Origin of the sequence: Actinoplanes sp. URMC 104 (genome assembly GCF_051386375.1) — a bacterium.
Classification (GTDB): Bacteria; Actinomycetota; Actinomycetes; order Mycobacteriales; family Micromonosporaceae; genus Actinoplanes.
In genome coordinates, this window is record NZ_JBPQTO010000004.1 from 1,030,375 (window position 1) to 1,052,909 (window position 22,535).

17 protein-coding genes and 2 tRNA genes are annotated in these 22,535 nt (G+C 74.1%); 8 read left to right on the top strand and 11 right to left on the bottom strand.

Annotation, left to right across the window (positions count from 1 at the left end; genetic code table 11):
- The first annotated feature begins 5 nt into the window (after positions 1-5).
- Positions 6-1,202, top strand: coding sequence for a lycopene cyclase family protein (locus ACSNN8_RS18660; protein ID WP_436650478.1), 1,197 nt, complete (start codon positions 6-8; stop codon positions 1,200-1,202).
- On the opposite strand, the gene ACSNN8_RS18665 is transcribed toward ACSNN8_RS18660, so the two are convergent.
- Both ACSNN8_RS18665 and ACSNN8_RS18670 read right to left on the bottom strand, forming a co-directional pair.
- Positions 1,190-1,846, bottom strand: a complete 657-nt coding sequence (locus ACSNN8_RS18665) for a nucleotidyltransferase domain-containing protein (protein WP_436650479.1) — start codon at positions 1,844-1,846, stop codon at positions 1,190-1,192. The genes ACSNN8_RS18660 and ACSNN8_RS18665 overlap by 13 nt on opposite strands.
- Before the next feature lie 25 nt (positions 1,847-1,871).
- The gene (locus ACSNN8_RS18670; RefSeq protein ID WP_436650480.1) at positions 1,872-3,305 is read right to left on the bottom strand and encodes an MFS transporter; all 1,434 of its coding nucleotides are present in this window, start codon (positions 3,303-3,305) and stop codon (positions 1,872-1,874) included.
- Positions 3,306-3,368: 63 nt separating this feature from the next.
- Here ACSNN8_RS18670 and ACSNN8_RS18675 point away from each other — a divergent pair, with 63 nt between their 5' ends.
- On the top strand, positions 3,369-3,977 hold the full coding sequence (locus ACSNN8_RS18675) for a TetR/AcrR family transcriptional regulator (RefSeq protein ID WP_436650481.1): 609 nt from the start codon (positions 3,369-3,371) through the stop codon (positions 3,975-3,977).
- 30 nt (positions 3,978-4,007) lie between these two features.
- Entirely contained in the window at positions 4,008-4,538 is a 531-nt protein-coding gene (locus ACSNN8_RS18680) for an N-acetyltransferase family protein (RefSeq protein WP_436650482.1), read from the top strand.
- A gap of 60 nt (positions 4,539-4,598) precedes the next feature.
- Here the strand turns inward: ACSNN8_RS18680 and ACSNN8_RS18685 are convergent, their stop codons facing one another.
- Both ACSNN8_RS18685 and ACSNN8_RS18690 read right to left on the bottom strand, forming a co-directional pair.
- Entirely contained in the window at positions 4,599-5,561 is a 963-nt protein-coding gene (locus ACSNN8_RS18685; protein ID WP_436650483.1) for an expansin EXLX1 family cellulose-binding protein, read from the bottom strand.
- Positions 5,562-5,644: 83 nt separating this feature from the next.
- Positions 5,645-6,442 carry an MOSC domain-containing protein gene (locus ACSNN8_RS18690; RefSeq protein WP_436650484.1) on the bottom strand — a complete coding sequence of 266 codons (798 nt, stop codon included), beginning with the start codon at positions 6,440-6,442 and terminating at the stop codon, positions 5,645-5,647.
- A 138-nt stretch (positions 6,443-6,580) separates the two neighbouring features.
- On the opposite strand from ACSNN8_RS18690, the gene ACSNN8_RS18695 reads away from it, so the two are divergent.
- The gene (locus ACSNN8_RS18695; RefSeq protein ID WP_436650485.1) at positions 6,581-8,764 is read left to right on the top strand and encodes an HAD-IC family P-type ATPase; all 2,184 of its coding nucleotides are present in this window, start codon (positions 6,581-6,583) and stop codon (positions 8,762-8,764) included.
- A gap of 3 nt (positions 8,765-8,767) precedes the next feature.
- Here ACSNN8_RS18695 and ACSNN8_RS18700 read toward each other — a convergent pair.
- The 6 genes from ACSNN8_RS18700 to ACSNN8_RS18725 form a co-directional block, all read right to left on the bottom strand.
- A tRNA-Leu gene (locus ACSNN8_RS18700) sits at positions 8,768-8,851 on the bottom strand.
- A gap of 185 nt (positions 8,852-9,036) precedes the next feature.
- On the bottom strand, positions 9,037-9,513 hold the full coding sequence (gene bcp / locus ACSNN8_RS18705) for a thioredoxin-dependent thiol peroxidase (RefSeq protein ID WP_436650486.1): 477 nt from the start codon (positions 9,511-9,513) through the stop codon (positions 9,037-9,039).
- Between the two features lie 31 nt (positions 9,514-9,544).
- Positions 9,545-10,534 (bottom strand): hypothetical protein, encoded by a 990-nt coding sequence (locus ACSNN8_RS18710; RefSeq protein ID WP_436650487.1) that lies wholly within the window; start codon positions 10,532-10,534, stop codon positions 9,545-9,547.
- Complete coding sequence (locus ACSNN8_RS18715) at positions 10,531-11,283, bottom strand: DsbA family protein (protein WP_436650488.1); 753 nt, start codon at positions 11,281-11,283, stop codon at positions 10,531-10,533. The genes ACSNN8_RS18710 and ACSNN8_RS18715 overlap by 4 nt, the downstream gene beginning before the upstream one ends.
- Entirely contained in the window at positions 11,280-11,786 is a 507-nt protein-coding gene (locus ACSNN8_RS18720) for a MauE/DoxX family redox-associated membrane protein (protein ID WP_436650757.1), read from the bottom strand. The genes ACSNN8_RS18715 and ACSNN8_RS18720 overlap by 4 nt, the downstream gene beginning before the upstream one ends.
- A 78-nt stretch (positions 11,787-11,864) precedes the next feature.
- Positions 11,865-12,401: a sigma-70 family RNA polymerase sigma factor gene (locus ACSNN8_RS18725; protein WP_436650489.1), complete on the bottom strand. Its 537-nt coding sequence runs from the start codon at positions 12,399-12,401 to the stop codon at positions 11,865-11,867.
- A 151-nt stretch (positions 12,402-12,552) separates the two neighbouring features.
- Between ACSNN8_RS18725 and ACSNN8_RS18730 the strand changes: the two genes are divergently transcribed.
- The 4 genes from ACSNN8_RS18730 to ACSNN8_RS18745 all read left to right on the top strand — a co-directional run bounded on the left by ACSNN8_RS18730 (position 12,553) and on the right by ACSNN8_RS18745 (position 20,228).
- Positions 12,553-14,214 (top strand): copper resistance CopC/CopD family protein, encoded by a 1,662-nt coding sequence (locus tag ACSNN8_RS18730; protein ID WP_436650490.1) that lies wholly within the window; start codon positions 12,553-12,555, stop codon positions 14,212-14,214.
- Positions 14,215-14,336: 122 nt separating this feature from the next.
- Entirely contained in the window at positions 14,337-19,079 is a 4,743-nt protein-coding gene (locus ACSNN8_RS18735; protein ID WP_436650491.1) for a hypothetical protein, read from the top strand.
- 238 nt (positions 19,080-19,317) lie between these two features.
- Positions 19,318-19,911, top strand: coding sequence for an oligoribonuclease (orn, locus tag ACSNN8_RS18740; protein WP_436650492.1), 594 nt, complete (start codon positions 19,318-19,320; stop codon positions 19,909-19,911).
- 241 nt (positions 19,912-20,152) lie between these two features.
- Positions 20,153-20,228: transfer RNA gene (locus ACSNN8_RS18745), tRNA-His, on the top strand.
- Between the two features lie 54 nt (positions 20,229-20,282).
- Here the strand turns inward: ACSNN8_RS18745 and ACSNN8_RS18750 are convergent.
- Positions 20,283-22,355 carry a sigma-70 family RNA polymerase sigma factor gene (locus ACSNN8_RS18750; RefSeq protein ID WP_436650493.1) on the bottom strand — a complete coding sequence of 691 codons (2,073 nt, stop codon included), beginning with the start codon at positions 22,353-22,355 and terminating at the stop codon, positions 20,283-20,285.
- Between the last annotated feature and the right edge of the window lie 180 nt (positions 22,356-22,535).

The window sequence follows — 22,535 nt, forward strand, 5'->3', positions numbered from 1 at the left end:
GGCGGGTGAGATCACCCGTGGACGTGGACCTGGCGCTGGTGGGCGGCGGTGGCGCGGCCTCGCTCGTGCTGGCGGCGCTGGGGCGGGAGGAGCCGGGCGTACGGGTGGCGATCGTCGACCCCGTGCACAAGCGCGGGCAGGACCGGACGTGGGCGTTCTGGGGCACGCCGGGCACGGCGCTCGACCCGCTGCTGAGCGCGAGCTGGGACGAGGTCGACGTCGTCACGCCGGGCGGGCGGCGGGTGCTGCCGTTGCGGCCGCTGCGGTACGCGATGTTGCGGTCGGCGCCGCTCTACGAGCTGGCCGGGGCGGCCGAGCAGAAGCTGGGCGCGGTGCGCATCACGGCGCCCGCGGGCGGCGTCGCCGACGACGGGGAGCGGGTGGTGATCGCGGGCCCGGACGGCACGCCGCTGGTGCGGGCCGCGTGGGCGCTGGACTCGCGGCCCCGCAAGCCGCGCCGGCCCGGGCGGACCAACTGGCTGCAGCACTTCCGGGGGTGGTGGCTGGAGGCGGACGCGCCGACGTTCGAGCCGGGGCGGGCCGTGCTGATGGACTTCCGTACGCCGCAGCCGGCCCGCGGGGTCTCGTTCGGCTACGTGCTGCCGGTGAGCGACCGGTTCGCGCTGGTCGAGTACACGGAGTTCTCGCCCGTCGTGCTCGGCGGGGACGCGTACGACGAGGCCTTGCGGAACTATGCGGGCCTGCTCGGGCTGGACCTGACGGCGCTGCGCGTGCGCGAGGTCGAGGACGGCGTGATCCCGATGACCGACGGGCCGTTCGACCCGCGACCCTCGCCGCGGGTGGTGCGGCTCGGCACCGCGGGCGGGGCGACGCGGCCGTCGACCGGGTTCACGTTCTCGGCGATGGTCCGCCAGGCCGACCAGATCGCCCGCGCGGTCGCCGCCGGCCGCCCGCCCGTGCCTTCGCCGCCGTACCCGGCCCGGCACCGCTGGATGGACGCCGTGCAGCTGCGGGCGCTCGACCGGGGGCTGGTCGACGGGGTGGCGTTCTTCGACCGGCTGTTCGACCGCAACCCGCCGGACCGGGTGCTGCGCTTCCTCGACGGCACCACCTCGGTCGCCGAGGACCTCACGCTGATGTCGTCGTCGCCGCTGCTGCCGATGATGCGCGCGGCCGCGGGCGACGCCGCCGGCCGGGCTCGCGCCGCGGTGCGCTCCGGCGCCCGGCGTCAGGCGCGGTAACCCTCGAAGAGCGGGCCGCCCGCGCGGTCCAGCACCTCCGCCGCGAGCGCCGACGGGTCGTCGCGGGCCGCCAGCCACCGCTCGGCGAGCTGCGGGTCGAACTCGCGCAGCTCGCGCAGCAACCACTTGCCGTGGCTGAGCCACCGGCCGCCGGCCAGCAGGGCGGTCCGCGCCACCTCCGTCCACAGGGCGGCGGTGAGCACGGCGCGTTCCCCCGGGTCGACGGCGTACGTGTGATCGTCGAGCAGGTCGGTCAGCCCGTACCGCAGCCGGTCCCGCTCGGCCCCGGTCAGCGGAGGCGGCCCCTCGGCGAGCACCCGCGCGCACCGCTGCGGAAGGTCGCCCGGGTCGCCGAGCAGCGGCACGCCGTGCGCGATCATCCGATGCGTGCTGGGCTTGCGCGCCGCGTGCTCCCGGCGCAGGTACTCCGCCAGTTTCTCCGGCGTTTGCACGAACAACTCCACCGGCCAGCCGCGGAAGCGCAGGCTCTCCCGATACCCCGGCCCGTCGGCGAGCAGCACGACGATGTCGAGGTCGGACCCCGCCGTCCGGTGCGGCCCCACCACGCTGCCGGTGAGCAGCGCCCACACCGCCCCCGGAAACCGCGCGGCGACGAGGTCCCGCGCGTCCGCCACCGGATCCATGCCCACCAGGGTCGCAGCCGCCGCTTCACCCGGCGACGACGGGCCGCCGCGTGCGCAGCATCGCCCATCCGACCAGCGCCGCGGCCACCAGCGTGAGCAGGAGGCCGGCGACCGTGACCGCCTGCTCGAACTCGGCGGACTGCCGCGCGCTCCAGGGCGAGGCGCTGACGGCGCCGGTGAACAGGGCCGCCAGGACGGTGCCGGCGACCGCCACGCCGACCCCCGAGGCGACCTCGCCGGCGGTGTCGACGAGGGCCGCACCGATCGACGTACGGTTCTCGGGCAGGCCGCGCAGCACGTTGACGCCCGCGACGGCGCCGACCACGCGGATCGCGGCGGCCACCAGCATCAGCGCGAGCGCCACCCAGACATAGCCGAACCGGCCGAGCAGGCCGTAGACGCCCAGCCCGGCCACGACCGCCGCGGAACTGAGCCCGGCGGCCCGGTCGAGCCCGACGCGATCGACGAACCGGTTCACGAACGGGCCGGCGAGCACCAGCACGAGGACCTGCGGCAGCATCCCGGCGGCGGCCAGCGCGGGCGACCACCCCCAGTCGAGCTGCAGCTGCAGGGTCACCAGATAGCCGAGGCCGGCCACCGCCAGCCCGGTCGCCGCCTTGTGGGCCAGCCCGGCCGAGACCAGCGGCCGCGCGACCAGCCGCAGGTCGAGCAGCGGATGCCGGGCGGCGCGCTCGCGCAGCACGAACACGACCGCGGCGACGAGGGCCGCGGCGGTGACCGTCCACGGCTGCCACGAGCGGGCGCCCTCGCCGACGAACAGGGTCGGCGCGACGAGCGTCAGCACGATCGTCGTGGTGCCCAGCGCGGCTCCGGGGACGTCGAGCGGATCGCGGTGAAGCTCGGTGGGCTCGTCCGCGGCGATGCCGGCCCGGATGCCGACGATGGCGAGGGCGGCGATCGGCACGTTGACCAGCAGCAGGACCTGCCACGGTGCGACGGCGAGCACGAACCCGCCCGCCGTCGGGCCGACCGCGAGCCCGACCAGGCCGACGGTCGAGATGAGGGTCATGGCGCGGACGCGCAGGCCGTTGTCGGCGAACAGCCGGAACGCCAGCGCGATCGAACCGGGGGTGGTCATCGCGGCCGCCACACCCATGGCCGCCCGCACGGCGATGAGCTGCTCAGCGGTGGTGACGAAGGCCGTCGCCAGGCTCGCCAGCCCCAGCAGGGCCAGCCCGGCGAGCATGATCCGTCGCCGGCCGTAGCGGTCGGCCACCGCCCCGAACGCCACCATGAGGCCGCCGAAGACCACCGCGTACGCGCCGGTCGCCCACTGCAGTTCGAGGGTCGAGGCGTGCAGCTCGCGGCCGATCGTGGGCAGCGCGACGGTGAGGATCGAGTTGTCGAGCATCTCGAAGAGGAAGACCGCGGAGAGCCCCGCCAGGGCCACCCAGGCCGCCCGGAGCGTCCCGGGGGCGCGCTTGTCGATCACTGTCATCCGTCGAGCATGCGCCCGAATCTTATACCGAGTCAATAGTTTTACCGGATATATGATGCGGCCATGGGACTTCGGGAGCGCAAGAAGGAGCAGGCCCGCCGGCAGATCTCCCGGGCCGCCACGGAGCTGATCATCGAGCGGGGCTTCGACGCGGTGAGCGTGACCGACATCGCGCTGCGGGCCGGCGTCTCGCGGATGACGGTCTTCAACTACTTCCCGCGCAAGGAGGACATGTTCTTCGACCGGGTCCCGCTGATCCGCGACCGCATCACCGCGGCGGTCCGCAACCGCGCCGCCGGCCGTACGCCGCAGGCCGCGCTGCGCGACCTCGCCCTGCAGCTCGCCGACGAGGACCATCCGCTGCCCGGCTATCCCGTCGACGTGGTGACGTACTGGCGGGTGGCGGCCGGCTCGCCCGCCCTGCGGGCCCGCGCCCGCGAGATCGCCCAGGAGCTCGAGGAGCTGGTGGCCGACCTGCTCGCGGAGGCCGGCGACCCGCGCCCCCGCATGTCGGCGGCGCTGGCCGCGGCCGCGTTCCGGGTCTGCCTGCGCGACGCGGCCGAGCGGCTCGCGGCCGGCGAGACCGGCGCCGCCTTCCTCGCCGAGCAGCGGGCCCGCATCACCCGCGCCTTCGACGTCGCGGCCGCGGCCGCCGCCGAGATCGACCCCTGAGGTGAACTGCCGAGCCCGGAGGATGGCGGGATGACAAGAACGTTCGTGGTCGACCCTCCGCTCACCGCGGAGCTGCGGGAGAGCATCGTCGCGCTCTGGGTGGAGGTAACCAACGCCGGCGGGGCGGTCGGGTTCGTGGCGCCGGTGGACGCGGCCGAGGTGGCGCCGGTGGCCGACGCCGCCCTCGCGGGAGTGCGCGAGGGCGTCGACCGGCTGCTGATCGGCCTGGACGGCGGGGAGCTGGTGGCGCTGCTGTTCGTGGTGAGCAACCGGTTCCCGCTCAAGGAGCACTGGCGGGTGCTCAAGCGGGTCATGGTGACGCCGCGACGGCAGGGAAGCGGCTACGGCGCCGCGCTCATGCGCGAGGCCGAGCGGCTCGGCCGCGCCGCGGGGCTGGAGGCTCTGCAGGTCACCGTGCGGGCCGGCGCCGGCACCGAGGGGTTCTACGAGCGGCTGGGCTATCGCGAGGTCGGCCGCATGCCGGCGGCGCTGCGGGTGGCGCGCGGCGACGACCGCGACGAGATCTATCTGTGGCTGCAGCTCGACGGCTCCCCGGCATAGGGGACGGCCCGGCCGGGCGCGACGGGGGGATCGCGTCCGGCCGGGCCGGTGGGGAACTGCTCAGTTGCAGCGTGCGGCGTCGCCGGCGGTCAGGTCGGCGGCGATCTGAGCGGGCTGGGTGGTGGGGACGGTCGTCGACTCGAGCAGCGTCGCCGCCGCGGGAGCCGAGGTGGTCGGGGCCGGCTTCGGGGCCTTGGTGGGGGCCGCCTTGGCCTTGGGGGAGGCCGAAGTCTTCTCGGCCCGCGGGGTGGCCTTCTTCTTGGGGGTGGTGCCGGACGACGGCTGGCGGACGATGCCGCCGGCGAGCTTGGCGCCGGTCTTCTGGGTCTTCCCGACGGCGAGCTTGATGTTGCCGACGGTCACCGAGTTGCCGTACACGTCGGTGATCTTGACCTTGAAGGGGCCGTTGCCCGCGCCGCTGGGCAGGGTCCAGTAGTTGAAGTCCTCGCGGGACGCCGTCTTGAAGCTGCCGCCCTTGCTCGCGATCTTCACGGAGGCGAGCTGGTTGGCGTGGTTGTCGATCAGCACGCTGAGCCAGTACTGCGACGAGCCCTCCTTGACCCGTACGGAGAGGAAGCCCGGCACGGCCGCGTTCGGCACCGTCTTGTAGGTGATCGGGATGATGCCGTCGGACTGCACGCCGATCTTCTTGAACGCCGTGAGGCTCAGGTCGAGGTGGCCGGCGGGGCACTCCGGGCACGAGTCGATGACCTTGACGCGGGTCTTGCCCTTGGGGCCGGTGACGTCGATGTACGTGCCGCAGGCCGCGCCCTCGGAGTACTGGTTGTGCTGTCCGAGCGCGACGAACAGGTCGTCGGCGGGCGGGCTCGGGAACGAGCAGTTGCCCAGCGTGCCGTCGAGCGAGAAGTACGTCGCCTTGCCCTTCTTGGCCGTGGTGGACGGCGGGGCGGCGCACGCCGAGCCGCTGTTCTGGAGCACGAGCGCGACTCCCAGGACGGCGGCGAGGACGGTGGCGCCGCCGGCGGCGAGCCAGCGGGGCGAGAACAGGCGAGATCCGGTCACGGAGAGGGATCCTGCGCGGCCCGCGACCGTGGCGGCAACTTTCCTAAGACACCCTTAAGGCTCCGGTGGCAGGCTTCACCCGATCATCGGACCTCGATCGGGTCGCCCACCCGTACGGTGCCCGGCATGTCCGGAATCAGGTTGATGGCGAAGAGCAGCCCGTCGTCGAAGCGCCGCCGCTGCCCCAGCATGCGCAGCGGCTGGCGGCCCTTCTCCGCGGTCTCCTGATCGATGGTCGTGACCAGGCAGCGGGAGCACGACTTCGCCGCGCGGAACAGCACGTCGCCGATCCGGAGCCGCCGGCCGAGCCAGCCGTCCTCGGCCCACGCGGGCGCGTCGCCGACCACCAGGTTGGGGCGGAAGCGGGTCATCGGCACCGGCTCCTCGCCCGCCTCGGCCAGCCAGTCGTTGAGCGCGGACAGCGAGCCCTCGTTGGCCAGCAGCAGCGGGAAGCCGTCCGCGAAGCTGACGTGGTCGTCCGGCCGGGCGTGCGACTCGATGACGCGGCCGGTCGGGTCCGCCTGCCAGACCAGGCGGGCGTCGCGGCCGAGGAAGCGGCTGCTCCACTCCTTCTCGGCGACGCGGGCGGGGACGGGGTCCTTGCGCTTGAAGACGCGCACCTGCTCCTCGGCGCCGTCGACCGGCTCGTCCACCGACAGTGACGGCAGGCCCGGTGCGCCCAGTTCGAGGCCGCCCGGACGCTCCGTCACGGTCAGCAGCGCCAGCCGGGGCTCGTCGCGCTGGGTGATGCCCACGCCCTCGGCGTCGACCATCAGCCAGCGGCGGTCGCCCGCCAGGCCCCACGGCTCCACAACGGCGGCTGTGTGCTCGAGGCGGTGACACCCCTTGACCGGGTGCGTGTAGAGGGCCGTTATCCGCATGTCCGAAGCCTTTCACGCCGGGTCCGTCGGCGGCTCGGCGTTCCCGCTCGGGCTGTGTCCCACGTCATGACTCCATCGTCGCCCACCTCTCGACGGCATACCCCCAGGGGGTATACCTTGCGGAGGGAGGTGGTTGTCATGACCCACGATCACGGCGGGCACGAACCGCACGGCGGGCACTCGGGCGGCAAGCACGCGGGGCACGACCCGGACGTGTTCCGGCGCAAGTTCTGGCTGAGCCTCGCGCTCACCGTCCCGCTCGTGGGGACCAGCGACATGGTCATGGAGTGGTTCGGCTACTCGCTCGAGTTCCCCGGCATCGCGTGGACCGGCCCGATCCTCGGGACGGCCGTCTTCCTGTACGGCGGATGGCCCTTTCTCACCGGCGCGCGCAGCGAGATCCGTGACCGCGCTCCCGGCATGATGCTGCTGATCGCGATGGCGATCACCGTCGCGTACGTCGCCTCGCTCGCCACCAGCCTCGGACTGTTCGGGCTCGACTTCTGGTGGGAGCTGGCCGCGCTCGTCACGATCATGCTGCTGGGCCACTGGCAGGAGATGAAGGCGATCGGCCAGGCGCAGGGCGCGCTCGCGGCGCTGGCCGCGCTGCTGCCCGACGAGGCCTCCCGCGTACGGCCGGACGGCACGATCGAACAGGTGCCGGTGGCGGCGCTGCGCGTCGGCGACCGGGTGCTCGTGCGCTCCGGTGCCCGCGTGCCCGCCGACGGCCGCATCGTCGAGGGCTCCGCCGAGATGGACGAGTCGATGATCACCGGGGAGTCCGAGCCCGTTTCCCGTACGCCCGGAAGCCGTGTCGTCGCGGGCACGGTCGCCACGGATTCGGCCGTACGCGTGGAGGTCGACGCTGTGGGCGAGGACACCGCGCTCGCCGGCATCGGCCGCCTGGTCGCCGAGGCGCAGGCTTCCAGTGGCCGCGCCCAGGTGCTGGCCGACCGGTTCGCCGCCTGGCTGTTCTCCGTCGCCACAGCCGCGGCCCTGCTTACCTTCGTGACGTGGTGGGCGCTCGGCGACCTCGACCAGTCGGTGGTGCGCACCGTGACCGTCCTGGTCATCGCGTGCCCGCACGCCCTGGGCCTCGCCATCCCCTTGGTGATCGCGCTGTCGACGGCCCTGTCCGCCCGCGCCGGCATCCTCGTCAAGGACCGCCTGGCGCTGGAGCGCATGCGCGGGGTCGACGCCGTCCTGTTCGACAAGACCGGCACCCTGACCAAGGGCGCGCACACCGTCACCGGCATCGCCGCCACCGCCGGCCACACCGGGGACGAGGTGCTCCGCCTGGCCGCCGCGGTCGAGAGCGACAGCGAGCACCCCTTGGCCAAGGCCCTCGTCTCGGTCGCCCGCACCCGCGGCCTGGCAACTTCCGCCACCGGTTTCCGCTCGCTCACCGGCCGCGGCGTCCAGGCAGTGGTGGACGGCCAGGCGTACGCCGTGGGCGGCCCCGCCCTGCTCCGCGAACTGGCCGCACAGACCGCGGAGGCCCGCGCTGCCGCAGAGCCGCGAACGCCAGCCGTGCAAACGGGGGACGCCGGGCTCACCGAGGCGCGTCCCACGGCCGCGGCCCTCGCCAGTACGCAGTCCGCGGCCGCTGTGGGATTGCGATCGAACGAGCCGCGCATCCCTGACGACCTCGTCGAGCCCGCCGAGGCGTGGTCGCGGCGCGGTGCGGCGGTGCTGCATCTCGTGCGGCTCGGCGACGAGGGGCCCGAGGTGATCGGGGCGTTCGCGCTCGAGGACGAGGTTCGCCCGGAGGCTCGGCAGGCGATCGAGCAGCTCCGGCGGCAGGGCATCCGGAAGATCGTGATGATCACCGGGGACGCCCGGCCGGTCGCCGAGGCGGTGGCCGCGGACCTGGGGCTCGACGAGGTCTTCGCCGAGGTGCTGCCGGCCGACAAGGATCAGGCGGTGGCGGCCCTGCAGGCGCGCGGGCTGACGGTGGCGATGGTCGGCGACGGCGTGAACGACGCGCCGGCGCTGGCCCGCGCCGACGTGGGCCTGGCGATCGGCGCCGGCACCGACGTGGCGATCGAGTCGGCGGGCGTGGTGCTGGCGTCGTCGGATCCGCGCGGCGTCACCAGCGTCATCAGGCTGTCGCGGGCGTCGTACCGCAAGATGGTCCAGAACCTGGCCTGGGCGGCCGGCTACAACGTGGTCGCCATCCCGCTGGCGGCGGGCGCGCTGGCGTGGGCCGGCATCACGCTGAGCCCGGCGGTCGGCGCGGTCCTGATGAGCGCGTCCACCATCGTGGTGGCTCTCAACGCCCAGTTGCTCCGCCGGGTCCGCCTGGCACCGGCGGAGCAGTGAGGGTGCGGAAGGGGGGACTTGAACCCCCACGCCCTTTCGGGCACGGGCACCTAAAACCCGCGCGGCTGCCTATTTCGCCACTCCCGCCCGCTGCGCCCCTCGGGGCGCCACGTCCCAGGCATTCTAGACGCTCGCCGGCGCAGCAGGGGACACCCGCGCACAGCACGGCGGCCGCCTCGCGGATCATGCCGCGTGACAGCCGCCGTGGGCCCGGGAAGAACCGGTGAGGGTCCTGCCGTAGTCATCGGCCGCCGGAGCCCCGACTGTAGGAATCAGTCGATGCCGAGGTCGCGGCGCAGCTTGGCGACGTGCCCGGTGGCCTTGACGTTGTAGAGAGCCCGCTCGATGGCGCCCTCCTCGTCGATCACGAAGGTGGACCGGATGACGCCCATGACGGTCCGGCCGTAGTTCTTCTTCTCACCGTAGGCGCCGTACGCCGTCAGCACGCTCTTGTCTTCGTCGCTCACCAGCGGGAACGTGATCGCGTCGCGCTCGCGGAACTTGGCGAGCTTGGCCGGGCTGTCGGGGCTGATGCCGACGACCTCGTAGCCGGCCGCCTGCAGCGAGCCCAGCGAGTCGCGGAAGTCGCACGCCTGGGTGGTGCAGCCGGGCGTCATGGCGGCGGGGTACGCGTAGAGGACGACCTTGCGTCCGCGCAGGTCCTTGAGGGTGAGCCGGTCGCCGTTGTCGGTCGGCAGGCTGAAGTCGGGCGCGGGGTCGCCGGCGGCGAGCCGGGCGGTCTCAGTCATGGCTCGAACGATAGACCGCCGCGCTGTGGGCTCAAGCGGCGACGGCGGCGGCCTCGGCGGGCTCGGGTGCCTCGGGCAGCGCCGCTCGCAACCGCAGCACGCCGGCCAGCGCGAGCCCCGCGCCCAGCCCGAGGGCGAGCGCGACCGCGAGCCGGGCGACCCACCCCGGCCCCACCGTCGGCGTCACCGCCGCGAAGAAGATCCGCGTCTCGTTGAAGCCGCCGAACAACGCGACCACCGCACCGGCCAGCGCCAGGAAGAACGGCGGGTGGCGGTAGACGGCCGCCAGCCCGAGCAGCCCGGCCAGGATCAGCACCGGCGGCGGGGTCTCCCCGTCGAGCGTGCGCAGCACCGCGTACGCCGGCGGGGCCAGACCGGCGACCAGCGCGAACACGCGCACCGTCCCCGGCCACCGCTGGGCCAGCGCCGCCGCCACGAGGGCCGCGAGCGCCGCCCCGGCCCACCACATCCAGGTCGGCGGCGGCGGTTCCCAGTCGAGCGTGCCGCGGATCTCGTACGTGCTCGTCTGCACGCGCAGGGGCACGGTCCAGTCGCGCAGGCGGTGGCTGCGCGACGGGTCGGCGACGGCCTGCTGCGGGCGGTCGCTGCTCAGCCAGTGCGTCCGCTGGTCGTGCCAGCGCACCGTCGTCGCGTCCGAGATCTTGCGCCAGGACGGCGGCGCGGTGGGGTCGGCGGTGGCCGGCACCGGCGTGTCCCCGGCGAGCGTCTCGTTCACGTACGACGCCGGCGAGTTCACGTTCTGCCAAATGCCGTCGGGCCGGACGTCCAGGTACGGCTCCCCGGCGTACCCGAGGACCTCCACCGAACGGCCCGAGTCGTTGGTCAGCTCGAGCCGGGCCCCGGCCTCGACGGCGCGCACCCGGACGCCCGGCGCCGAGGTGGAGGTGACGCTGGTCCGGTACGCCGTGGCGCCCGGGATGTCGCCGCCGTGCGCGAGCGCGGGCGTGGCCGGCGCGAGCACCGCACCGGCCACGACCACGATCAGCAGCAGCCGTCTCACCCCGCGGCCGCCGTGACGGCCTGGGTGAACACCTCGGTGGTGGGCAGCGTCTGGTTGGGCCCCTCGACCTTCTTACCGTTCACCACGATGGTCGGCGTGCCGTTGTAGCCGCGCGCCGAGAACGTCTCGGTGACCTTGGTGACCCACGAGTCGTACGTCTTGTCGTCGACCGCCTTGGCGAAAGTGTCGCCGAGCCCGACCGACTTGCCCAGCTCGATGAGCTTGGCGTCGTCGAGCCCGTCGCTGCCCTCCTCGGGCTGGTTCTCGAACAGCACGTTGTGGTATTCGATGAACTTGCCGTCCACGGCCGCGGCCGCCGCGGCGCCGGCCGACCTGGTCGAGTACTGCGTGCCGTTCGAGGCGCGGTCCAGGATGGAGACCGGGTGGTAGCGCACGGTCACCTTCTTGTCGGTGACCATCTGCGCGATCGCCGGCCCGGTCTGCTGCTCGAACTGGTGGCAGATCGGGCACATGAAGTCCTCGTAGATGTCGACGGTCACCGGCCCGGAGCCGACTGCGAACGCCGTGCCCTCGTCCACCGCCACGCTGGGGGTGCTCACCTGGGACGCGTCGGTCTTCTTCTCCTGGTTGGCCAGCACGCCCCAGCCGATCAGGCCGGCGATCAGCAGCACCGCGACCACGCCCACCGACGTCCAGATCGTCACCTTGCGGCGCCGGTCGGCCGCCTTCTGCTGCTCGACGATCCGCCTGGCGGCCGCCCGTTCGCGTCCCCTGTCGCCCTTGCTCATCTCTCTCCCAGTGCCGAGCCGTCCAGAAGCAGGCCGTCGAGCGAGAACCTGGTGCGCGGCTTCCACAGCAGAATCCCGGCCAGCGCGAGGAAGCCCACGTCCCGCGCGATGTCCAGGCCGTACTGCGCGGTTCGCCCGCCGGTCAGCTCGCCGCCCTTGCTGAAGCAGCCGCAGTCGATCTGCAGGCCGCGCGCCCATGCCGAGACGATGCCCGCGATGAAGATCACCAGCACCACCGCCGCGATCGCCGCGCTCAGCCGCGTCGCGATGCCGACCAGCAGCAGCAGGCCGAGTGCGATCTCCAGGAACGGCTGCACGGCCCCGATCACCTTGGCGGTGTCGTAGGACATCAGGTCGTACGCGTTCACCGCGCGCGCCGAGGCGGCCAGGTCGGTCACCTTGAGGCCGCCGGCGATCAGGAAGACCGCCGCCAGGCCGAGGCGCGCGAGGGTGGAGATCCACGGCCAGGCCGCCGCGAGCCGGGGCTCCTGCTGCAAGTCCATGGTCACGTCCCGTTAGTCGACACAACTGTCCCGCCGGTTCCCCTCATTCTGCTGGGGTTCGGCTGGGAATCGGCTGAATCAGACGGCGCGGGCCTGCGAGACGGCCGTCACCAGCTCGTCGCGGGCACGCGCCACCCGGGACCTGATGGTCCCCACCGGGACATCCTCCACCTCGGCCGCCTCGGCGTAGGAGAGTCCAAGGACCTGAGTGAGCACGAAGGCCGTACGCCTCTCGTCGCTCAGACGCCCGAGCAGGTCGGCAGTGGTGAGCCGGTGGGCCGGGTCGGGGGACGGCGTGCCGGTCCACGCCTCGGCGGCGAGCCGCGCGTCGAGCCGGCGGCGGCGCACCACCGCGCGCAGGTGGTCGGCGCAGGCGCGGCGGGCGATGCCGAGCAGCCACGTGCGGGCCGTCGACCGGGCCTCGAAGGCGGGCAGCGCCTTGAACGCGCGCAGGAACGTCTCCTGCGTGAGGTCGTCGGCGGAACCGGCGTCGACCAGCGCGGCGCTGAACCGCCAGACCTCCGCCTGGGTGGCGCGGACGAACGCCGCCAGGGCGGTCGCGTCCCCCGCACGGGCGGCGAGGGCGAGCGCGGTGGTTTCGTCCAAGCCGTCCATGGCCCGACATCGTACGCCGGTGATCGCCCGCGACTTTGACCCGCATTGGGCGGGGGTCGCCCCGATCGGGCAGCATGTCGGCATGACCGACTGCACCGGAGCGGGCGAAGCGAGCGTAGGGCCAGGAGGGCATGCCAGTGCCGGCTCAGTCATGATGGTTGATCGTCGCCGGGTTTGTCGCGTTTTCGCGGCTTTCGCGGGGTTGTTGGTCGGGCTGTTCACGGTGCTGGCCGGGCCGGCGGCGCCGGCGAGCGCGCACGCCGCCCTGGTCGGCAGCGACCCGGCGAACGGCACGATCGTGCCCGACGCGCCGAACAAGGTGACGCTCAACTTCAGCGAGTCGGTGCAGCTGCTCGCCGGCAAGATCCAGGTGCTCGCGCCCGACGGCTCCCGCGCCGACCAGGGCGAGCCCACCGCCGACGGCGCCTCGGTCACGATCCCGCTGCGCTCGGGCGGCGGCCGGGGGACGTACCTGGTCAGTTTCCGGGTGATCTCGGCGGACAGCCATCCGGTCGGCGGCAGCGTCACGTTCTCGGTCGGCGCCGCGTCGGCCACCCCCACCGCGACGGTCGACGACACCACCGTGGACCCGGTCGTGCGCGGGCTGATCCCGGTGGGCAAATACCTCGGGTACGCCGGTCTGGTGCTGCTGGTCGGGCCGGTGCTCGTGCTCGCGCTGCTCTGGCCGCACCGGCTGAGCCGCCGCGGTCCCGGCCGCGTGGTGTGGACGGGCGTCGGCCTGGTCCTCGCGAGCACGCTGCTCGGCATCTGGCTGCAGGCGCCGTACTCGACGGGTTCCGGGCTCTTCGACGTCCGCGTGGGTGACCTCCGCGACGTGCTGGGCAGCACGTTCGGCGCGATCATGCTGGTCCGGCTCGGGGTCGTCTGCGCCGCCGCGCTGCTGCTGCGGCCGCTCCTGCGCGGCAACGACGCCGACTCGAAGACCGATCTGGCGCTGCTGGGCGTGCTCGGCGTCGCCGCGCTGGCCACCTGGCCGCTCACCGGGCACCCGACCGCCTCCCCGGTGGCCGGGGTCTCGGTCGTGGTCGACGCGATCCACCTCGCGGCCATGTCGGTGTGGCTCGGCGGGCTGGTCATGCTCGTCGGCTTCCTGCTGCGCCGGGCCGACCAGCGCGAGCTGGGCGCGATCCTGCCGATCTGGTCGCGCTGGGCCGCCACGGCGGTGGCCGCGCTGATCGTGGCGGGCGTCATCCAGGCGCTGATCGAGGTGTCCTCGTTCGACGGGCTGTTCTTCAGCACGTACGGCCGGCTCATCCTGGCGAAGGTGGGCCTGGTGGCGATCGTGCTGGCCGCCGCGTGGCTCTCCCGCCGGCTGGTGCGCTCGAAGGTCGCCGAGGAGTCGCCGAAGCGCCTGCGCCGCATCGTGTGGGCGGAGCTGGCGGTCACGGCCGTGGTGCTCGGCGTGACGTCGGCGCTGGTGCAGATCCAGCCGCCGCGCTCGGCGCAGGCCGCCGAGTCGGGCCCCGTCTCGACCACGGTCACCAAGACGCTGACCAGCCCGAAGATGGCCGTGCAGATCGACGTCTTCCCGGCGGCGGTGGGCAACAACAGCATCCACCTGTACGCCTACACGCCGGACAACAAGCCGCTGACCGTCGTGGAGTGGACCGCCACGGCCGCGCTGGAGTCCAAGGGGATCGAGCCCATCGAGATCCCGCTGCTGCGGATCACCGACTTCCACGCGGTGGGCGACATCGCGCTGCCGGCGGCGGGGGAGTGGACGTTCAAGATCACCGCCCGGACCAGCGACATCGACCAGTCGACGCTCTCCACGACCGTCACCGTCAACTGACCGCTCCGCCCGGATCGTTGTCATTTCGATCAGCGATTTAGCCACTGTTTGACCAGTTTGGGGTTATTTGGATCTGTATGGTCTGGCCAGTACCGCCTGAGCGTTAAAAGGGGGAGAGGCCGATGCGGGTGTTCCGCACCATTCTCGGGATGCTGGCGCTGACCATCGGGTTGCCGTCGCTGCTGGCCGGGGCCGGCCTCTGGGCAGCCATGCAGCACCGCGACCAGGGCGGCGCGTTCAGCGGCGACCTCCAGCGGCTGTCCACGCCGGGCTACGCGTTCGTGATCGAGGACGTGGACCGCCTGCTGCGGACGGACGCCCCCTTCACCAGGATCGGCGACACCGAGCTGCGGCTGGTCGCCCGCAACCAGGACGGCCCCGCCTTCCTCGGCCTGGCCCCCACCGCCGCGGTGCAGCAGTACCTGTCCGGGGCGCCGTACAGCGTCGTGCGCACGGTCGACATCGGCACCGGCGCCCTGCCCGTCGCCACCACGACCGTCACCGGCCGCCAGTCGCCGCGCGGGCTGCCCGGCCACGCCTCCTTCTGGACGCGGATGGACACCACCGGCCAGATCTCGTGGACCCCTGCCGACGTACGCGGTGGCCCGTACAGCCTCGTCGTGATGAGCCCGAACGCCATGTCCGGCCTCCAGCTGCGCGCCACCGCCGAGCTGCGCCCCGGCTGGCTCAACTCGAGCGCCTGGGGCCTGCTGACCCTCGGCACGCTGCTCGTCATGGTCGGCATGACCGTCCTGGCCTGGCCCGCCCGCCGGCGCGAGATCGTCTACGTCGTCGAGCCCAGCCAGGTCCCCGAGCTCATGCGCGCCATCGGCGCCCCCCTGCCCGCCCTGCCCTCCACCGGCCGCCCCGCCGGCGCCCACCGTCCCCGCTCCCTGGCCGACGCCCGCTCCACCTCCGCCCGATCCGCCCCCGCCTGGCCGCCCACCCGCGAGCTGGCTCCGCCCGTCCCCACCTCCCCCGCCCCCGCCCCCTCTTCTTCCCCGGCCTCGCCCACCCTCGCCCCCGCGGCCTCTTCCGCCTCCGGCTCAGCTTCGCCCGTCTCTCCCGCCGCCGGCCCCGGCATGCCGCCGGACCCCGACGAGTACGCCGCCGCCACCGCCATCCCTTCCCGCCCCGCCCCCGGCGAGCCGCTGCAGCTGCTCGGCTCCACCCCCGGCTCCCTGCCCGTAGGCGACGCGCCGTCACCCCTGGCCGTCGAGCTCCCCTCCCGCCGAAGCAGCAAGCGCCGTACCGAGCCCCCCGCCGACATCCCCCTCTTCCAGTCGTCCGCCGTCAACGCCTGGGTGGCCGAGACCGCCCCCGTGCGAGCCCGCGAAACCGAGGCCCAGGCAGCCGCCCGCATGGCCGAGGCAGCCCGCCGCCGCGCCGCCGCCGACCCGGCGGAGACGCCCACCGCGCCTGCCGCCGACGAGGCCGCCGCCAGCTCCGCCGCCCCGGCCGCCGGTTCCGCTTCCCCGACCGCCGGCTCTGCCGCCCCGGCCGCTGGTTCCGCCGCCCCGGCCGCCAGTTTCACCGCCCCGGCCGCCGGTTCCGCTTCCCCGACCGTCGCTGAGGGCGCTGCCCGCTACGAAGCGGCCACCGCGGTCGACGCAGAGGACGCCGCCCGCGCTAGCACCGCCGCTTCGGCGCCTGCCGGTCCGGTTGCTCCCGCTTCGGCCGGCAAGGCCACCGGATCCGCCGCTCCGACGGGCACCGCTTCCGCCGCTCCGACGGCCACCGGCTCCGCCGCTCCGACGGCTGCCGGTTCTGCTGCTGCGGCCGCTGCGGGTTCCGCTGTCCCGGCATCGGCCGGCAAGGCCGCTGGTTCTGCCGCTCCGGCCGCCGCCAGTTCCGCCGCCCCGGCTGCTCCGCAGCCCGCTGCTACTACTGCCGCTCCGGCCGCTGCTGGCTCCGCCTCTCCGACGTCCGCCAACCCGGTGGCTGCCGGTTCCGCCGCTCCGGCGGCGGGAGACTCCGCGAATGCCTCCGCCGCCGGCTCGGCCGCTGCGGCGCGGTCGTCCTCGGACACTGACCCGGCCGCTGCCTCTACCCCGGCTGCTGCTCGGGCTTCCGCCGGTGGGCCGGCCAACTCCGCCGAGAGCACGACCGCCTCGGCTCCGGCGGACACCACCCAGCCGGCCGACTCGATCGACGCGGTGGCCGCTGCCTACGCGGCCGGCGCCGCCGACGCCCGCGCCATCCGCGGGGAGATCGACGCGGAGTTCGCCGACGACCGCGACCCGCGCGTCGCCAACCAGCGCGTCTCGATCGTCACGGGCCCCCGGGCCACCGACTGGACCGCGATGGGCATGCCGCGCACCGAGCCCTCGCGCGGCGACCGTTCTGCTTCGGCCGGCCGTTCTTCGGGCGGCCGTCCCGCCGAGGCCGGTAGTTCCGCTGGCGCCGGTCGTCCGGCCGAGGCCGGTCGTCCCGTCGAGGCCGCCGGATCTGCCGACGGCGGCCGGTCCGCCGACCGTCCCGCGCCGTCCCGTCCTGGCCCGCGCCCGCCCGCCGTCTCGCCGTCCGCTGTTCCTTCGGCCGGGGCCGGTAGGAGTTCCGTGCCCGCGACCGGTTCCAACGGCGCGGCCTCGGGTAGCCACCAGGACACCCCCACCACCGACCGCCCCACGTCTCTGGCCGATACCCGGCCCGCCGGCATTTCGCAGCCCGCCAGCGCGTCGGCGGCGGCGCCCGCGAAGACCATCACCGAGCCGGCCACCTCGTCCGCCAGTGAGGTACGCCCGGCGCGGGGAGCCGACATCGAGCTCACAACCGAACCCGGTCGCTCGGTGTCGGCTCCCGAGCCGGCCTCCGCCCGTCCGTCACCCGGCGCCCGCCCGGCGAAGCCCCAGCCTGGCTCGTCCCCCGCGGGGAACGCCGACGCTGCGCGCACCGCCCAGGGCCCGTCCCTTGACGGGACCGCCGACGCGGCACGCACCGCCCAGTCCGGCTCCTCCCCCGACCGGAACGCCGACGCCGCACGCACCGCCCAGTCCGGCCCGTCCCCTGACGGGAAGGCCGACGCTGCGCGCATCGCCCAGCCCGGCTCGTCCCCTGACGGGAACGCCGACGCAGCGCGCACCGCCCAGTCCGGTCCGGTTGCCGGCGGGAATGCTGCCGCCGCGCGTGCCGTGCAGTCCGGCGCGGATGCCGGTCGTGACGCCGAAGCCGGACGGAACGCTCAGCCGGTCGGAGCCGCGCGGACCGACGCCGGCCGCCACGCGCGGTCGAGTGGGTCCGACGAGGCGACGGTCGCCGCTGACCGGAACGGCGAGGCGACCGCAGAAGCGCGTCAGGTCGACGTGGCCGGCAACGTGGCTGCCTCGTCGCAGGGTGCCGCCGCCAAGCCGCACTCCGGGGCGCGCACGGATGTCGCCGTGGGCACCGCCCGAGTGGAGATGGCGGGCGCGGGGGCCGACGACGCGGCGCGGACCGAGAGTGCTGCCGTGAGCGGTGCCCGCCCGGAGCCCGGCAAGGACTCGACCGACGCGGAGACCGACACGGACGAACGACCGGACGGCACGGGAGCTGCGAAGGCGACGACCGCGCCGGCGCCGCCGCGGCCTACTGTTCCTCGGCCGCCTGCGCCGTCCCGGCCGATGGTGCCGTCGCCTGCTCGGCCCGGCAATGCGGAGCAGCCCGTCTCGGCGGACAGCCGCCCTGGCAGTTCGCGGGACGAGAGCCGCTCCGCCGGTCCGGTCCCGGCGGTCGCCCAGGTATCGCCGGCCGCCCCGCAGGCAAGCCGCGCGCCCGGGCTGGCCCCCGCGGCGGCCACCTCTGACCCGGCCACATCTGCGGGGCAGGCTCGCGTGGCGCAACCGGCCCAGGCGGTTGCTTCCGCGGATGTTCAGACGATGGCCCGCGCCGAGCGCCCCGGCGCCGACCGTGCGTCGTCCGCACCCGCAACCACGTCCGCCTCCCCTGCGCAGCGCCCCAAGCCGGCCACCCCCACGGACAACGGCCGCCCCGACGCAGGCCCGGCTCAGCCGGCAGCCCGGGCCGAAGCCGCCACCCAGGCGGCCTCGCACCCGGAAGCGCAGGCGGCACCGCACGCGGTGGCCGCGGTCCAGACCGCACAGGGCGCGGAAGCTGCAACCCAGACCGCGCCCACCGAGGCGGCCGACCGGGCCGAGGCGGCCGACCAAGCCGAGGCGGCCGGCCGGACCGAGGCCGCGGCCGGCGACGCCGGGAGCGACGAGCAGACCGGTGCCGCCGATCAGGACGCGGCGGCGGGGAAGGGCCAAGGACGGGCGGAGTCGGAGCGGGATTTGTTGGCTCAGGCTCAGAGCCGGGTCGAGGGCGGCGCCCGGGCGTCGTTCGGGGGGCGGCTGCCGGGGGTCGGGCCGGGACGGCCGGCTCCGGCTGCCTGGCGCAAGGCTGCGCAGACGGTGGCGGCGCGCGCGGCGGCGGCAGCGGCGGTCGGGTCGGAACCGGCCGCTGACATGATCGACGACGCGGAGGACGCCGCCGAGGCCAAGCCGGCCAAGCCGAAGGCCAGGGCCACCCGCCGTACGGCGAAGGCCAAGACCGAGGCTGAGGCCGAGCCGGCCGCGGACACCGAGGGCGAGAAGCCGGCCAAGAAGGCCACGCCGGCGAAGGCGGCCAAGGCGGCGGGGAGGACGGCGGCCAAGGCCACCCCGGCGAAGCCCGCACCGCGGACGACCAGAGCGGCCGGCGCGGTGCGGCCGGCCCGGCCGGCGGAGGACGTGCCGCTGCGGACGAGCACGGGGGCCATCCCCGCGGCCAGCGGCACCCCGGCGGGCTGGCTGGCGGCCTACCAGCAGGAGGCGGCCGAGCTGCTGGCGGGCAACACCCAGCGACGCCGGCGCCGGCCCACGACCGAGGACGATCACTCGCAGGACTGATGGGACACGCACCGAAAGGGCCCTCCGCGCTGCCGACGCGGAGGGCCCTTTTTACCGGGGGGAACGGAGTAACCGAAGGGGGGCTTCGTCCGTTAAGCCCAGTTTAGCCCCAAGAGTCGCCGAGTGGGAAGTCCTCGCCCGAAAGCGGACAAACTGCGCCGCTGCGTGCCGCGTGCCCGGACGGGTAACGGGCGACGACGTGACAGCGGTCCATGCCCGGGCGGCGTAGGCTGTCCGGGTGGCTGATCATTTGGTGTGGATCGACTGTGAGATGACGGGTCTCGACCTGGGCAAGGACAAGCTCATCGAGGTCGCGGCCCTGGTCACCGATGCCGACCTCAACGTGCTCGGCGAGGGCGTCGACCTGGTCATCCACGCCGACGACGAGTCGCTCGACGCGATGCCGCCCGTCGTTCGCGACATGCACGCCAAGTCGGGCCTGACCGATGAGGTACGCCGGTCCGCGATCACCATGGCCGAGGCCGAGGAAGCCGTGCTCGCCTACGTGCGGGAATTCGTGCCGAACCCGCGTACGGCCCCGCTGTGCGGCAACTCGATCGCCACCGACCGCGGCTTCCTGGCGCGCGACATGCCGGCCCTCGACGCGTTCCTGCACTACCGCATGATCGATGTCTCCTCGATCAAGGAGCTGTGCCGCCGCTGGTACCCGCGGGTGTACTTCGGCCAGCCCGCCAAGGGGCTGTCGCACCGCGCGCTCGCCGACATCCGCGAGAGCATCCGCGAGCTCGAGTACTATCGCCGCGCGATCTTCGTGCCGCTGCCCGGCCCCGACGTCGAGTCCGCCAAGGCCATCGCCGCCGACCTGCAGTAGGAGCCCGGCCCGCGGCAAGGAGCCCGGCCCGCGGCAAGGAGCCCGGCCCGCGGCAGGAGCCCGGCCCGCGGCAAGGAGCCGGCCCGCGGCAAGGAGCCCGACCCGCGACAAGAGCACGGCCCGGGGCAAGGGCCTGCAGTAAGCCCCATCACCCGACCGTGCCGGGAACCCGCTCGACGCCCCCGCCCGGTGTGTGGCTATGATTGTCGAGCACCACGGGGATGCGTCTCCGTGCGCGATGGTGGTCGTAGCTCAGTTGGTAGAGCACCTGGTTGTGGTCCAGGGGGTCGCGGGTTCAAGTCCCGTCGATCACCCCACGCGGCAAACGAAGGCCCGGTCATTCGTGACCGGGCCTTCGTCGTTCCGACCGGTCACCCACCGTCCATCGAAGCGCCCCCGCCCCCGGTGAGGAACGACGTGGCGGGCAGCCGCCCCGCGGCGGTCCGCGGCCCCTCGGCGCTGGACGGGTCCGTCGACCGGAATCGATCAGCCGAGAAGCCGCTCTGCTGCCAGCTGTTCCCGCTCGCCGTCGACCCCGCGGCCAGCCCGGCGGGCTCCCCGGCGTTGTCCACGGCGACGTTCGCCCGCAGCACGGCCGCGCCCCCGGGCAGGGCGAACCCCGACCCCCGGTTGCGGAAGGCGGTGTTGCCGACCAGCGTCAGCCCGCGCGTCGCGCCGCCGTCGTCGGTGAAGCCGTGGTTGCCGTTGTCCCAGGCGGCGTTGTTCCGCAACCGGTGGCTCGCGGGCGCGCCGGTCAGCACGAAGCCGTTGCCTCCGTTGTCGTACGCCCAGTTGCCCTCGACGACCACGGGGCTGTCGAAGTTGAGGTCGAGGCCCGAGCCGCGGTTGCCGGAGAACCGGTTGCCGCGGACGACGTTGCCCGCCCCGGACCCGAACTGCAGGCCCAGCCCGATCCCGTCGGAGCCGCTGAAGTCGCTGTCCAGCACGCGGTTGCCCCCGGTGCCGGGGTCGCGCAGCATCATTCCGGCCCGCGTGTTGCCGCGCAGCGTGAGCCGCTGGAACACGTTCCCGCGGCACCCCGAGCAGACGTACGCGTGGCTCGTCGCGTTCCTGATCTCCAGGCCCTGCACGGTCCAGTACGAGGCGGTCTGGTCGATGGCCCAGTCGGTGCCCGGCAGCCGGCCCGCGTCGATCACCGGCCGCTCGTCGCGGTAGTTGCTGAGCACGATGCGCCGGGCCGCGGTGCCGCTGGTCGTGATCTCCACTTCCGACGCGAGCCGGTACGTCCCGCCGCGCAGCGCGATCGTCTGGCCGGGCCGCACCCGCGACGTGGCCTTCTCGAGGGTCGCGTACGGCTTGCCGATCGTCCCGTCCCCGCTGCGGTCCGACCCCGTGGGCGCCACGTAGAGGTCCGCCCGCTGCACCCCGGCGCCGATCACCCGCGCGGGCGTCCGGGTGGCGGTGGCCCTGGGCCGGGCCACGGCGCCGGGCAGCGAGGGCCGTACGGCTGCCGGCGGCGGGGCGACGACGGCGCGCGGCGGGTCGAGGGGTGTCTCGTGAACCGCGTACACGATCCCGCCGCCGACCGCGACCGAGGCCACGGCGGCCGCCGCGAGCAGCTTGGGCGGCAGCAGCGACGACGACAGCTTCGCCGAGGACAGGATGCCCGAGATCAGGGCCGCCGGCACCGGCAGCGCCGCGATGCCCAGCAAGAGCTGCTCGGGGGCGACCAGCCCGTGCTGCCCGAGCGTGCACTGCGGACAGTCCCGCACGTGGCGCACGAGCCGCTTGCGCCACAGCGGGCCGGCCACCCCGTCCCACCGCTTCGCCTGGGCCATCAGTGCCGGGCAGCGCGGCCGTGACCGCAGCGCCCGCACGACGCCGCGCGCCGCGTCGAGCTGGGCCTTCATCCGCTGCACGCGCACCGCGGCGTGCTTGGGCTGCACGTCGAGGGCAGCGGCCAGCTCCGTACGCGTCAGCTCGCCCGCCGCCTCCTGCCACCACAGCCCGAGCAGCCGCTTGTCGTCGTCGTCCAGCCACCGGGTGGCCTCGATCAGCTCGCGCCGCTGGTCGGCGACGACCAGCTCGGCGGTGGTGCGCTCGGCGAAGTCGCTTACCGGGTCGGGCACGTCGACGGGCGTCGGCATCGGCCGCACCCGGGTGGTCCGGCGCGCGCGCAGGTGCAGCTGGATCTGCCGGTACGCGATCGCGATCAGCCATGACCGGAAGAGATCAGGCTCGCGGAGGCCGCCGAGCCCGCGGACGGCCCGCAGCATCGTCTCCTGCACGAGGTCGTCGACGTCCGGATGCCCGTCGAGCGCCCGCCCGACGATGTTGTAGATCAGCGGCAGGTGCTCAGCGATCAGCTCGTCGCGCGCCGCCACGTCGCCGTCCTGCGCCTGCCGGACGAGGCGGGTGACGTCCGGAGCGATCTGACTCTGCGTCAACGTGCCCGCCTCCTGCGCGAATCGAAGATTGCCCATGTGCGGGCGGCTTGAGCTGCCGAAAGAGAAATTTTGGCGATTTCTGTTGTCGTCCGACCGGCCGAGCATCTACCAGGGTGCCGCCGATTCCCCGCGGTGGCGACAGCGCAGCGTGACCATCCGGGAGCGCTCCCATCATGCGAGAACCCCTGCGAGAGGACAAGAGGTTGTTCCGATCAC